Origin of the sequence: Tabrizicola soli, assembly GCF_015999335.1 — a bacterium.
GTDB classification, from domain to species: Bacteria; Pseudomonadota; Alphaproteobacteria; order Rhodobacterales; family Rhodobacteraceae; genus Tabrizicola; species Tabrizicola soli.
This window is the reverse complement of the sequence record NZ_JAEACP010000001.1, coordinates 125,557-139,429: the sequence shown is the minus strand read 5'-3', so window position 1 is coordinate 139,429 and position 13,873 is coordinate 125,557. Positions and strand designations below refer to the sequence as shown.

Annotated in this window: 8 protein-coding genes; 2 read left to right on the top strand and 6 right to left on the bottom strand. The window is 66.8% G+C overall.

The genetic code is table 11. The features are described from left to right. The first annotated feature begins 86 nt into the window (after positions 1-86). Both I7S92_RS00660 and I7S92_RS00655 read left to right on the top strand, forming a co-directional pair. Complete coding sequence (locus tag I7S92_RS00660) at positions 87-998, top strand: glycosyltransferase (RefSeq protein WP_197641544.1); 912 nt, start codon at positions 87-89, stop codon at positions 996-998. Further along, the gene (locus I7S92_RS00655; protein WP_354001288.1) at positions 983-2,215 is read left to right on the top strand and encodes an FAD-dependent oxidoreductase; all 1,233 of its coding nucleotides are present in this window, start codon (positions 983-985) and stop codon (positions 2,213-2,215) included. The genes I7S92_RS00660 and I7S92_RS00655 overlap by 16 nt, the downstream gene beginning before the upstream one ends. A 355-nt stretch (positions 2,216-2,570) precedes the next feature. Here the strand turns inward: I7S92_RS00655 and I7S92_RS00650 are convergent, their stop codons facing one another. The 6 genes from I7S92_RS00650 to I7S92_RS00625 form a co-directional block, all read right to left on the bottom strand. After that, entirely contained in the window at positions 2,571-4,202 is a 1,632-nt protein-coding gene (locus I7S92_RS00650; protein WP_197641542.1) for an alpha-D-glucose phosphate-specific phosphoglucomutase, read from the bottom strand. Beyond that, positions 4,199-6,331 carry a glycogen debranching protein GlgX gene (gene glgX, locus I7S92_RS00645; RefSeq protein WP_354001287.1) on the bottom strand — a complete coding sequence of 711 codons (2,133 nt, stop codon included), beginning with the start codon at positions 6,329-6,331 and terminating at the stop codon, positions 4,199-4,201. Before glgX ends, I7S92_RS00650 begins: the two co-directional genes overlap by 4 nt. Then, the gene (glgA, locus tag I7S92_RS00640) at positions 6,328-7,752 is read right to left on the bottom strand and encodes a glycogen synthase GlgA (protein ID WP_197641541.1); all 1,425 of its coding nucleotides are present in this window, start codon (positions 7,750-7,752) and stop codon (positions 6,328-6,330) included. Before glgA ends, glgX begins: the two co-directional genes overlap by 4 nt. An 89-nt stretch (positions 7,753-7,841) precedes the next feature. Further along, the gene (gene glgC / locus I7S92_RS00635) at positions 7,842-9,113 is read right to left on the bottom strand and encodes a glucose-1-phosphate adenylyltransferase (RefSeq protein WP_197641540.1); all 1,272 of its coding nucleotides are present in this window, start codon (positions 9,111-9,113) and stop codon (positions 7,842-7,844) included. 36 nt (positions 9,114-9,149) lie between these two features. Then, positions 9,150-11,321: a 1,4-alpha-glucan branching protein GlgB gene (glgB, locus tag I7S92_RS00630; protein WP_197641539.1), complete on the bottom strand. Its 2,172-nt coding sequence runs from the start codon at positions 11,319-11,321 to the stop codon at positions 9,150-9,152. A 20-nt stretch (positions 11,322-11,341) separates the two neighbouring features. Then, positions 11,342-13,720: a glycogen/starch/alpha-glucan phosphorylase gene (locus I7S92_RS00625; RefSeq protein WP_197641538.1), complete on the bottom strand. Its 2,379-nt coding sequence runs from the start codon at positions 13,718-13,720 to the stop codon at positions 11,342-11,344. Positions 13,721-13,873 lie beyond the last annotated feature (153 nt).

The following is a 13,873-nucleotide window of genomic DNA, read 5'->3' as shown; positions in this document are numbered from 1 at the left end:
AACGGCTACGAAGAATCCCGCGGATACGACGCGCCATCCTCGACGAAGACGCGCCGAATAGAGAGGCGAACTATGGGGCCTTGGAAATGCGTGTAAGCCACTTAATCCCGCTTTATAAATCCGCCCGGTTTCATGACGTCATCGTTGCGAATATCGAAGCCTTGGTCGATCCCCGGGATGAAATCATCCTGTCGGACCGAAACGGGGACAAGGACTATTGTAAGCGCCTTCTACGGATGTTTGCAAACAGGGCGAATGTCAGGGTGCTTCTCTCCGATGACAATGCGAATTGGGTCGAAAACATCGCGGGCTTGATCTCGGCGGCGCAGGGGCGATTTCTGCGAATATTACCCCACGACGATTCCATCGACAAGGCCGGAGTCGAGGCCCTTGTTGCCGTGCTGATGCAGGACCCCGGCGCGGCTGTCGCCTTTGGTCAGACCATCGCAATCGGACTTGATGGCCAGCGGATAGCCGACCGTGACGAATTGAATCTGGCCGAAGGTAGCAGCACGTCACGCTGGGTGTTGGAAGATATTCTGCCAATGTTCTGGACAGGGCGATTTCCGGGATCATTCAAGGGGCTGGTCCGGTCGGCGCTTGCCAAGCAGAACGCGCTCAGGTTTCGCGCCACACCCGGATTGATGCATTCCGAACGGGCTTGGCTTTTTGCGCTTGGCCTGGCGGGGGCTTTCCGGTATGTGCCGGCGGTTGTTCTGACCAAGCGATATTACCCGGAAAGCACCCACCGCAGCTGGGTCAAAAGCCCAAAGGCATTTACCGATGTTGCGGATTTGATGACCGATTATGCCAAGGCGCTTTTGCCTTCGGGCGAACTGATCGAATACGCAAGCCGTGACCTTGCTTTGAACGCGGCCAATGCGGTTGCGGCACTCCGGCCCCAGGCGGCCCGGTTCCGCTATCAACCGGCCCCGGATGCCAAGGCAGAGGCGTTGCGCAGCCACCCCTTGCCGGGGCATATGTGGGGAAAAATGTGAGCGCGGTTGTTCTTGGGGCCGGGGTGCAGGGAGTCTTGGCGGCGCTGATGCTGGCCCAAAGGGGGCATAAGGTCACCCTGATTGACCGCCGCCGCGAAATGATGACCGGGGCAAGCCTGAATTATGAAGGCAGGGTCCATCTTGGGCTGATCTATGCGATGGATCGCAGTTTTTCGACCAGCGCCCGGATGGCCGCCGATGCGCTGCACTTTGCCCCGGTTGTTGAACGGCTTTCGAGGCAAAGGCCGGATTGGGCGTCGCTATCTTCCACATGCTCGCGTTATCTCGTGCATCATGAGTCGCATCTGTCGGCCGACCAGTTGGAAGACCATTTCCATCAGGTCGAACGGGCGGTTCTCGAGGGGTTGCGCGATGATCGCCTTTCCTATCTGGGTCAAAGGCCGACCCATGTCGCCCGCCGCGCCGCAATTCCCGCCGATGTGTCGCCTGCAGACATCATGGCGAATTTCGAAACGGTCGAAGCCTGTGTCGATCAACCCGCCCTGCACCGGATATTGACGGCTGCGATCAGGGCCGAGCCTCGGATCACGCTTGGCCTTGGCATCTGCGTCAGCGGGGTCAAGGACGAATCCGGCGGTCGTTGGGCCATCGCCTGCAAAGACGAGGCGGGGGCGTCGCATGATCTGAAGGCGTCAATGGTGGTGAATTGCCTTTGGGAAGATCGCGCCCGGTTGGATCGTCAGGCCGGAATCGACGATTTCCCTTCTGAAAGCCAGCGTCTGAAATACAGCCTTCTGGTCCGGCGCAATCCGATGATCGACAGGCTGGGGTCGTTTCTGATCGTTCATGGCGCCTTTGGCAGCATCGTCACGCATCCGGGGCGGGATTATGCCTTCCTGTCATGGTACCCGGCCAGTCTGAAAGGGATGGCCGCATCACAGGCGATTCCCCGCGAATGGCGAGAGGTTTGCGACGGGAATATCCAAAGCAAAACCATGGAGCGGATCTGGCGGGACAATCTGGAGGGGTTTTCCCGTATCATTCCGGGCATGGGACGTCCCGACGCCGTGCTGATCAAGGCAGGAATCATTCTTGCCGATGGGCTGCGCGACATTGACAGACCTGACAGCGGCTTTCATCGCCGGGATGAGCAGCCGGTCCGGCAGAATGGGACTTTCTTTTCGGTTGCAACAGGGAAATATACCAGCGCGCCTCGCAACGCGGAACTATTGGAACAGGCGATATTTGGTGAATGACGCGGGGGCCGGCCCTCACAGACGGCATCCTGGCCTTTTTCGTCAGCCGCCAGTAGCGGCGCACCGAAATCCGACATCAATCGGTGCATTTCGTCGGGGCCGGAAAGTCTCATCTCTCGACTGCTCTTCGATGATGACCGCGTCGACATCGACCCCAGCGCTGCGGAAAACGCCATCCGGCCGCTTCCGCTCGGCGGAGTGCCGCCGGATCGCGCACCGCGCAACCACACCAGGGCAGCCCTCGCGCGGGCGGGATCGCTGGCCATCCCGATCCTTGCCAGATCGTTAATGGCGACGTCCAGGCCATTGATATTGCTGGGGTTCGAAACCTGTCCACGCGTGGCAGCCCTGCTTCTCAGGTCACCACATCCGGGTTTTCCCGTCCGGTATGGGCCGCGATCCCCGCCAGCCCGTGTGCCGCCCGGATCACCGGGGCCAGCGCCTCCTGCGGGTCCAGAGCCAGCCCCTCCGGACCGGGGGCGTAGCGTTCCAGATAGACCCGCAGCGTCGCGCCTTCGGTCCCGGTGCCGGACAGCCGGTACACGATTCGGCTGCCGTCCCGGAACATGACCCGGACCCCCTGCCGCTCGCTCACGCTGCCGTCCACCGGGTCGGTATAGGCGAAGTCGTCGGCCTCCGCGATCTCCAGCCCCTCCACCACCCGCCCCGGCAGGCCGGGAAGCGAGGCGCGCAAGGCCGCCATCAGCGCCTCGGCCCGCGCGGGCTCGATCGCCTCGAAATCGTGGCGGCTGTAGTAGTTCCGGCCGAACCGCTGCCAATGCTCGCGCAGGATCGCTGCCACCGGCTGCCCCCGCGCGGCCAGGATGTTCAACCACATGAGCACCGCCCAGAGTCCGTCCTTCTCGCGGACATGGTCCGAGCCGGTCCCGAAGCTCTCCTCGCCGCAGATCGTCGCCTTCCCCGCGTCAAGGAGGTTGCCGAAGAACTTCCACCCCGTCGGCGTCTCATAGGCCGGGATCCCCAGCGCCGCCGCCACCCGGTCGGCGGCGGCCGAGGTCGGCATCGACCGCGCCACCCCCTTCAGCCCCCCGGCATAGCCCGGCGCCAGATGCACGTTCGCGGCCAGCACCGCCAGGCTGTCGGAGGGCGAGACATAGATCCCGCGCCCGACCACCATGTTCCGGTCCCCGTCGCCGTCCGAGGCCGCGCCGAAATCGGGGGCGTCGGGGGAGAACATCTCCTCCATCAGGGCGCGGGCCCAGGTCGGGTTCGGATCGGGATGCATCCCGCCGAAATCCGGCAGCGGGGTCGCGTTCACGCAGGTCCCCTTCGCCGCCCCCAGCCGGTTCTCCATGATCTCCACCGCATAGGGGCCGGTCACGGCGCACATGGAATCCATCCGCATCCGGAAACCGCCCGCGAACAGCGCCCGGATCGCGGCGAAGTCGAACAGCCCTTCCATGAGCGCGGCGTAATCGGCCACCGGGTCGACCACATCGACCACCATCCCGCCCAGCCGGTGCCGGCCGGGGCGCGAGAGGTCGACGTCCTGCGCCTCGAGCACCCGGTATTCGGCCAGTTCCAGCGTCCGGCGATACATCGCCTCGGTCACCGCCTCGGGCGCGGGGCCGCCGTTCGGCATGTTGAACTTGACCCCGAAATCCTCGTCCGGGCCGCCGGGGTTGTGCGAGGCCGACATGATGATCCCGCCATCGGTCCGGTTCAGCCGGATCAGGTGGCTGGCGGCGGGAGTCGACAGGATCGCCCCCTGCCCCACGATCATCCGCGCCGCCCCGTTCGCCGCCGCCATCCGCAGGATCACCTGCGCCGCGCGGTCGTTGAAATAGCGCCCGTCGCCGCCCAGGACGAAGGTCTTGCCCTGGCACTCCACCACGTCGAAGATAGACTGGACGAAATTCTCCAGATAGTGCCGCCCCATGAAGACCGCCGTCTTCTTGCGCAGCCCGCTGGTCCCCGGCTTCTGCCCCTGGATCGGGGCGGTCGGCACCGTGGTGATCTGGCTCATGGCGGGTCTCCCTTCGATGTGCCGGTCAGCGACCGGAAGAGCAGGACGGACTGGGCCGGCACCTCGCGCAGCGTCGAGGCGGTGCCGTCGGGCAGGAATTCCGGCCGGGTGGTGTCGAGCAGAAGCTCCCAGGCCGGGACGGTCCGGGGCAGCCGCAGCGCGGCGGCGGTCCCCGTGTTGAAAACGGCGAAGACGGCATCCGGTTTCGGGTCGCCCCCTTCGGCCTGCATCCGCAGTTCGACGCAGAGGCAGCGGAAGGCGGGATCGTGCCAGTCCCCGGACTGCGGCGCGCGGCCATCGGGGTGGTGCCAGATCACATCCGGCAGGCCGTCGCACTGGCGCTTGCGGGCATGCAGGAAGCGGCGCTGGCGCAGGATCGGCAGGGCGCGGCGCAGGGCGACAAGGCGGGCGACGAAATCCGTCAGCGCCTGGTCGGCGCGGGCCCAGTCGAGCCAGCTGGTCTCGTTGTCCTGGGCGTAGGCGTTGTTGTTGCCGCCCTGGCTGTGGCCGATCTCGTCGCCCGCCAGGAGCATCGGCACCCCTTGCGAAAACATCAGCGTGGCCAAGAGGTTGCGCTTGCGCAGGGCGCGGGCGGCCAGCACCCTGGGATCCTTCGTCGGTCCCTCGACGCCGAGGTTGTCCGAATGGCTCTCGTGGTGGCCGTCGCGGTTCTCCTCGCCATTGGCGAAATTGCGCCGGACCGTGTAGCTGACCAGATCCTCGAGCGTGAAGCCGTCATGGCTGGTCACGAAATTGACCGAGGACGAGGCGGCGCGGCCGGAATGGTCGAAACGCTCGGCGCTGCCGAGGATCCGGGCCGAGAGGTCAGGCGTGAGGCCGGCATCCCCCTTCCAGAAGCGGCGCACCCCGTCGCGGAAGCGGTCGTTCCATTCGTGGAACGGATGCGGATAGGCCCCCAGCTGATAGCCGCCCGGACCGATGTCCCAGGGCTCGGCGATCAGCTTGACCCGGGAAAGGACCGGGTCCTGCCGGATCGCGTCGAAGAAGCCGCCGTTCGGGTCGAAACCCTGCGCCTCGCGCCCCAGGACGGTGGCGAGATCGAAGCGGAAGCCGTCGACATGGACCTCCTCGACCCAGTAGCGCAAGGAATCCATCACCATGCGCAGGACCATGGGATGGGTCAGGTTCAGCGTGTTGCCGGTGCCGGTGTCGTTGACATAATGCCGCCCGCCGTCGCCAAGCCGGTAGTAGCTCGCGTTGTCGAGGCCCCGGAACGAGAGCGTCGGCCCCCATTCGTCGCCCTCGGCGCTGTGGTTGTAGACGACATCCAGGATCACCTCGATCCCCGCGGCGTGAAAGCGGCGGACCATGGTCTGGAACTCCCACAGCGCGCCTTTCGACATGTAGCGGGGCTCGGGGGCGAAGAATCCCAGGGTGTTGTAGCCCCAGTGGTTGCGAAGGCCCCGCGCGACCAGGAAGCGGTCGTCGACGAAGGCATGGACCGGCAGCAGCTCGATCGCGGTGACGCCGAGGCGGTGCAGATGCTCGATCACCGGATCGGAGGCGAGGCCCAGATAGGTGCCGCGCAGGCCCCTGTCGACGCCCGGGTGCAGCTCGGTCATCGACTTGACATGCGCCTCGTAGATCACCGTATCGGTGCGCGGGATGCGCGGGGGCTGGTCGTTGCCCCAGCTGAAGGACGGGTCCACCACCACCGCCTTCGGCACGGCGAAGGCGCTGTCGCGGCTGTCATAGCTGAGGTCGCCGCGCGGGCTGCCGATCCGGTAGCCCATCAGCGCGTCGGACCATTTCAGCCGCCCTTCCAGCGCGCGGGCGTAAGGGTCCAGCAGCAGCTTGTGCGGGTTGAAGCGGTGGCCCTGTTCCGGCGCATAGGGGCCATGGGCGCGAAAGCCATAGACCGCGCCGGGGGTCAGCCCGCCGACATGGATGTGCCAGATGTCCCCTTCCCGCTCGACGATCGGCAGGCGGCACAGCTCCTTGCGGCCGTCATGGGTAAAGAGGCAAAGCTCGATCCGCTCGGCATTGGCGGAAAAGACCGCGAAGTTCACCCCGTCGCCGGTGAGGCTGGCCCCCATCGGCCAAGGGCGACCGGGGCCGAGCGCATGGCCGGACAGCCAGGCGGGCGGCGGGGCGGTCTGCGGCGTCACCCGGCCAGCCTTTCGTAAAGCCCGGCATAGGCGGCCGCGCTCGCCTCCCAGCCGACGGGATGCGCCATGGCATTGGCGCGCAGCTTCGCCCAGAGCTTCGGCTGGCGGTACAGCGCCTGCAGCCGCTCCAGCGCCTGGCCGAAGGCCATGGCATCGACCGGGTGGAAGGTCACCCCCGTCGCCGCCCCGGCCGCCAGCGTCGCCGGGCTGGCCCCGATCACCGTATCCGCCAGCCCCCCCACCAGCGAAACCACCGGCAGCGTGCCATAGCGCAGGCCATACATCTGGGTCAGGCCGCAGGGCTCGAACCGGCTGGGGACGAGGACGGCGTCGGCGCCCGAGAACAGGCGGTGGCTCAGCGCCTCGTCATAGCCGATGCGGACGGCGACCCGTCCGGGAAAGCGCGCGGCAAGGTTGCGCATCGCCGCCTCCATCCCCGGCTCGCCCGAGCCGAGGACGATCAGCCCGCCGCCGCCGAGTATGAAATCGGGGATCACCGCGGGAAGAAGGTCGATGCCCTTCTGGTCGGTCAGCCGGCTGATGACGATGGCCAGCGGGCCGGGAACCTCCAGCCCGAATTCCTGGCACAGCCGCGCGCGGGCGGCGGCCTTGCCGGCCATGGTCTTCGGGCCGAAGCCCGGCTCCTCGCGCGCGGGGTTCCAGATCGTCGTGTCCACCCCGTTCAGGATGCCCGAGACCACCCGCCCGCGCGCCGCCATCACCCCTTCCAGCCCCATGCCGAACTCGGGCCGCATCAACTCGGCCGCATAGCTGGGCGAGACGGTGGTGATCCAGTCGGCGGTCATCAGCCCGGCCTTCAGGCTGGAGATGCCGCCGTAGTATTCCAGCGCCTCGGGGTGGAAGGCATGGGCGGGCAGGCGCAGGATCCCCAGCATGTGGCCCGGCGCCCAGCCCTGGAAGGCGATGTTGTGGATGGTCATGACCGACTTCACTCCACCCGCGCCGTAGTAGGCGAGATAGGCCGGGGCCAGCCCCGCCTGCCAGTCATGGGCGTGCAGCATGTCGGGCTTCCAGCCCGCCAGCCCCTCGCGCGCGATGCGGGCGGCGATCCAGCTCAGCGCGGCGAAGCGGATCGCATTGTCGGGAAACTCGCCCTGCGGCCCGGCATAGGGCCCGCCCTCGCGGTCATAAAGATGCGGCGCATCGAGGAGGAGGACCGACTTCCCCCCCACCTCGCCGGCGAGGACCCGTCCCTGCCCGCCCCAGAGATCGCCCTCCTCCCAGACCACCGGCCAGCCCTCGGCCTCTGCCCGCAGGCTGCGATAGGCGGGCAGGAGCACCCGCATCTCCCAGCCTTTGGCCGCAAGCGCCTCCGGCAGCGCGCCCACCACATCGGCCAGCCCGCCGGTCTTGACCAGCGGCACACATTCCGACGCCACCGAAAGCACCCGCCCGCCCATTCACCAGCCCCCGTTTCATCCTGGCCCAAACATCCCGCAGGGGGTCCGGGGGGCGCGAAGTCCCCCGGCGCCGTCCACCCCGCGCGCCGTCAGGACAATGCCCGCGCCCTGGCGTCAAGCATGTCCTGCGTGATCAGCACGATCCCCCCGTCCGAGCGGCGGAACCACCTCGCATCCTCTGCCGGATCCTCGCCGATGACCAGCCCCTCGGGGATCGTCACGCCCCGGTCGATGACGCAATTCTTCAACTGAGCCTTGCGGTTGACGGTGACCTGCGGCAGCGCCACCACATGTTCGAGGCTGGAGAAGCTGTGCGTCCGGACCCCGGTGAACAGCAGCGAATTGCGCACCTCGGACCCCGAGACGATGCAGTCGCCCGCGACCAGCGACGAGACTGCCATCCCGCGCCTGCCGTCCTCGTCATGGATGAACTTCGCCGGCGGCACGATCTCGGCATAGGTCCAGATCGGCCAGCTCCGGTCGTAGATGTCCAGCTTCGGCACGAAGTCGGTCAGGTCGATATTCGCCTGCCAGAAGGCGTCGATCGTGCCGACGTCGCGCCAGTAGGGCTCGGTCTCGAGGCCCGAGGTCACGCAGCTGTCGGCAAAGCGGTGCGCGACGGCCTTTCCCTCCCGCACGATGCGGGGGATCAGGTCGAAGCCGAAATCGTGGCTGGAATCGTCGTCCCCCATGTCCCGCCGCAACAGGTCGCGCAGGAAGGCCCAGTCGAAGACGTAGATCCCCATGCTGGCGAGCGAATGGTCGGGGTCGCCGGGAATCGCGGGCGGGTCCTTCGGCTTTTCCAGGAAATCGGTGATCCGCATCGCCTTGTCGACATGCATCACCCCGAAGGCCGTGGCCTCGGCGCGCGGCACGGTCAGGCAGCCGATGGTCACATCCGCCCCGGCCTCGACATGCTGGCGCAGCATCACCTCGTAATCCATCTTGTAGATGTGGTCGCCGGCCAGGATGACGACGTATTTCACCCCGTAGCTGTCGATGATGTCGATGTTCTGCGCCACGGCATCGGCGGTGCCGCGGTACCAGTTGACCTCGTCCATCCGCTGCGAGGCGGGGAGGATGTCCAGGTATTCGTTCCGCTCGGCCCGGAAGAAGCCCCAGCCGCGCTGGACATGGCGGATGAGGGAATGGGCCTTGTACTGCGTCGCGATCGCCATCTTGCGGATGCCCGAGTTCAGCGCGTTCGACAGCGCGAAGTCGATGATCCGGGTCTTGCCGCCGAAATAGACCGCCGGTTTCGCGCGCCGGTCGGTCAACTCCTTCAGGCGGCTGCCACGCCCCCCGGCCAGGACGAAGGCCATGGCCTGGGATGAAAGGCGCTGGTTCGGTCTTGGGTGCATTCTCGTCCTCCCCTCGGGCGGCTTGCCCGGCAATCGTCAATCCTGCTGCAGATAGATCGCGGACAGCGGCGGCAGCACCAGCTGGGCCGACTGGGTCCGGCCGTGCCATGGCACCCGCTCGGTGTCGATTCCGCCAAGGTTGCCGCGGTTGCCGCCGCCATAGGCCGCGGCATCGGTGTTCAGGATCTCGCGCCAGTGGCCCGGTTCGGGCAGGCCCAGCCGGTAGCTGCGCTGGACCGGCGTCATGTTGACCACGGCGACCACCGGCCTGTCCCCTGCCCGGCCCCGCCGGACCCAGGCGAAGACCCCGGCCTCGGCATCATGGCCTTCGAGCCAGTCGAAGCCCTCGGGCCGGCAGTCGTTCACATGCAGCGCCGGGATCTCGCGGTAGAGCCGGTTCAGGTCGCGCACCAGCGCCTGCACGCCGCGATGCTCGGCCAGGGCAAGCTGGTGCCAGTCCAGGCTGTGCTGGTGGTTCCACTCGGCCCCTTGCGCGAATTCCTGGCCCATGAACAGAAGCTTCTTGCCCGGATGCGCCCACATGAAACCATAAAAGGCGCGCAGGTTGGCGAATTTTTCCCAAGGTGTGCCCGGCATCTTGGCCAGCATGGATCCCTTGCCATGCACCACCTCGTCATGGCTGATCGGCAGGATGTAGTTTTCCGACCAGGCATAGACCAGGCCGAAGGTCATCTGGCCATGGTGGTAGCGGCGATAGAGCGGGTCCTTCTGCATGTAGCCGAGCGTGTCGTTCATCCAGCCCATGTTCCACTTGAACCCGAAGCCGAGGCCGCCCCAGTCCACCGGCCGCGAGACGCCGGGAAATGCGGTGGATTCCTCGGCCACGGTCATGATGCCGGGACATTCGCCATAGGCGGTGGCGTTCATCTGCCGCAGGACCTCGATCGCCTCGTAATTCTCGCGCCCGCCATCCCGGTTCGGGACCCATTCGCCCGGCTCGCGGCTGTAGTCGCGGTAGAGCATCGAGGCGACGGCATCCACGCGAAGGCCGTCGATGTGATATTCCTCCAGCCAGTAGAGGGCGTTGGAGACCAGGTAGTTCTTCACCTCCACCCGGCCGTAATTGTAGATCAGGGTGTTCCAGTCCTGATGGAACCCCTCGCGCGGGTCCTCGTGTTCGTAAAGCGCGCTGCCGTCGAAGCGGCCAAGACCATGCGCATCGGTCGGAAAATGCGCGGGCACCCAGTCGAGGATGACCCCCAGCCCGCGGCGGTGGGCGGCATCGACGAAGGCGCGAAGCTCCTCGGGCGTGCCGTGGCGGATCGTGGGGGCGAAGAGGCCGACCGGCTGGTAACCCCAGGACCCGTCGAACGGATATTCGCTGATCGGCAGGCATTCGATATGGGTGAAGCCCATGTCGGCGGCGTAGTCCACCAGCTGCCCGGCCAGTTCCAGATAGCTCAGCATCCGGTTGCCGGGCGCGCGCCGCCATGACCCGAGATGCACCTCATAGACCGAGATCGGCGCGTCGATGGCCTGTCTCGCGGCCCGCGCAGCCATCCAGTCCGCGTCCTGCCAATCGCCCCGGATTTCCCTTACGACGCTTGCATTTGCGGGCGGATGTTCAGAGCCGAAGCCAACCGGATCGGCCTTGAGCGGCAAGACCGTCCCGTCCTGCCCCCGGATCTCGTACTTGTAGACCGTGCCCTGGTGCAGGCCGGGCAGGAAGATCTCCCACACCCCCGTCGCACCCCGCCGGCGCATCGGATTGCGGCGCCCGTCCCAGAGGTTGAAGTCGCCCACCACCGAGACCCGTTCCGCATTCGGGGCCCAGACCGCGAAATGGACGCCGGCCGCGCCCTCATGCGTCATCGGATGCGCGCCGAGCGCCTGCCAGAGGCGGCGGTGCGTGCCTTCGCCCAGGAAATGTTCGTCCATCTCGCCCAGCACCGGGCCGAAGCGATAGGGATCGTCGAATTCCCATGTGTTGCCATGGCCTTCCGCGCGGAACCTGTAGCTGTCCCGCCAGGGCATCGGCTGGGTGAAAAGCCCCGGAACGCCGGGATAGGGCGCGGCCTCGGCGGTTGAATGTCCGGTCAGGAGCCAGAGCCGCTCCGCCCCCGGCACGAAGGCTCGGACCTCCCAGCCCTTCGCCACCTTGTGCGGCCCGAGCACCGCGAAGGGATCGCCGTGCCGTCCTCCGGCGATCGCCTCGGCTGCGCCCCGCTCCAGTGTCGTTCCGGCCATGCCCCCCTCCTGCAAGCGCCTCAGAGCGCGGATGTCGTCTGCCAGATCTCGTCCATGTAGCCACGGATCGTTCGGTCCGAGGAGAAGAAACCGCTGCGGGCCGTGTTCAATGCCGCCATCTTCCACCAGCGCGCCGGATCGGCATAGGCGCGATCCACCTCGGCCTGCATCGCGTGATAGGCCGCGAAATCCGAGGCGACGAGGAAATAGTCGTGGTGCCAGACGCGGTGGACCAGCCCATGGTACCGCTCCGGCTCGGCGGGAGAGAAGCGGCCCTCGGCGATCATCTGCAGCACGTCCAGCAAGGGCTGGCTCGCCTGGATCGCCTTGCGGGCATGTTCGGGATCCTCGCGCCGGCGGGCGACCTCGTCGGCGGTCAGGCCGAACAGGAAGAAGTTCCCGGCCCCGACCTCGTGCAGGATCTCGACATTCGCGCCGTCCAGCGTGCCGATGGTCACCGCGCCGTTCATCATGAACTTCATGTTGCCGGTGCCCGAGGCCTCTTTCCCCGCGGTCGAGATCTGTTCCGAAAGGTCGGCGGCGGGAATCAGCCTCTCGGCCATGGTGACGTTGTAGTTCGGCGGGTAGATCACCCGCAGCAGCCCGTTCGTCACCGGATCCGCGTTAAGGACCTCGGCCACGTCATTGATCAGGCGGATGATTTCCTTGGCGACCGCATATCCGGGAGCCGCCTTGCCGCCGAAGATCTTCACGCGCGGGACCCAGCCGGCCTCGGGGTTGGCGCGGATCGCGTGCCAGTGGGCGACGGTCTGCAGGATGTTCAGAAGCTGGCGCTTGTATTCGTGGATGCGCTTGATCTGGACGTCGAAGATCGCGTGCGGGTCCAGCGCCAGGCCGGTCTCGCGCCCGATCCAGTTCGCCAGCGCGACCTTGTTCTCGTGCTTGGCCGCGGCAAAGTCGGCGCGGAAACCCGCGTCCTCGACATGCGGCTCCAGCCCGCGCAGGCGGTCGAGGTCCGCCTCCCAGCCCTCGCCGAGGGTGCGGGTGATCAGCCCGGCAAGCGGGCGGTTCGCCATCCGCAGCCAGCGCCGGGGCGTCACGCCGTTGGTCTGGTTGACGATCCGGCCCGGATGCATCGCATCCAGTTCGGGAAAGAGCGTGGTCTTGACCAACTGCGAATGCAGCGCCGAGACGCCATTGACCTTGTGGCTCATGATGAAGGCGAGCTCGCCCATCCGCACCTCGCCGTGCTTCAGGATGCCCAGATAATGCGGCCGGCCCGGCCAGTTGCGGCGGTGCCAGCTGTCGATCCGCTCGACGATCTGCAGATGGCGCGGCAGGATCGTGCCGAAGGTGGACATCGTCCATTTCTCCAGCGCCTCGGGCAGGAGCGTGTGGTTGGTGAAGCCGAGGCACCCCCGCGCGATCTCCAGTGCCCTGTCGAAGGGCAGGCCGTGGACATCCGACAGAAGCCGGATCAGCTCTGGCCCCGCGATCGCGGGATGGGTGTCGTTCATCTGGATTGCGACATGGGCCGGCAGGGCGCCGAGGTCGCCGTGATTGGCAAGGTAGCGGCGCAGGATGTCCTGCAGCGCGGCCGAGGTCAGGAAGAATTCCTGCTTCAGGCGCAACTCCTTGCCCTGATGCGTGGTGTCGTCGGGATAAAGCACCCGGCTCAGCGTGCGGGCCAGGGTCTCGGGCTCGGCTGCGGCGGCATAGTCGCCCCGGTTGAACCGCGCGAGGTCGAAATCCGCCGTCCCCTTCGCCGCCCAGAGCCGCAGCGTATTGGCCCATTTCCCCTGCCAGCCGACGACCGGGGTGTCATGCGCCTCGGCCGTCACCGTTTCCTCGGGAAACCAGACCTCGCGGCCGTCGCGGATCTCGACCTGGCCCTTGAAGCCCACGGTATAGGCGCTTTCCGGGCGGGTGAATTCCCAGGGATCGACATGGGCCAGCCAGTCCTCGGCGGTCTCGACCTGGCGGCCATGCTCGAAATGCTGGCGGAAGAGGCCGTTCTCGTAGCGGATGCCATAGCCATAGGCCGGGCAGCCCAGCGTCGCCATCGATTCCATGAAACAGGCGGCAAGCCGCCCCAGCCCGCCGTTCCCCAGCGCCGCGTCGGGCTCGTCGTCGATCAGCGCGCGCAGGTCGAGCCCGAGCCCCGCCATCGCCTCGACCGCGACGTCGTAGAGGCCGAGGTTGATCATCGCATCCTCGAGCACCCGGCCGATCAGGTATTCCATCGACAGATAGCAGACGCGCTTGCGGTCGTCGGCCCAGGTGCGCCGGGTCGCGGCGAACCAGGGGACCACGATGCGGTCGCGGATCGCATGGCTGAGCGCCAGCCGCCAGTCCTGCAGGCTGGCATGGGGGGCGTCCTTGCCCTGGGTGAAGGTCAGATGGCGCAGGACATCGGCCTGCAGAAGGTTCGGGGTCACGCTTGGCTCACGGTCTTGTCCGGCCCGCCAAGGCTAGGCTGCGCCGGGCGGGGGTCAAGCAGGGCTTTGGTCAAGATATGGTCACTTTCAACGGGGGGGCGGGCGGGGGCGGGAATTCAAACCGCTTTGGCCGTGGTGCCACCGGCGGCTCCT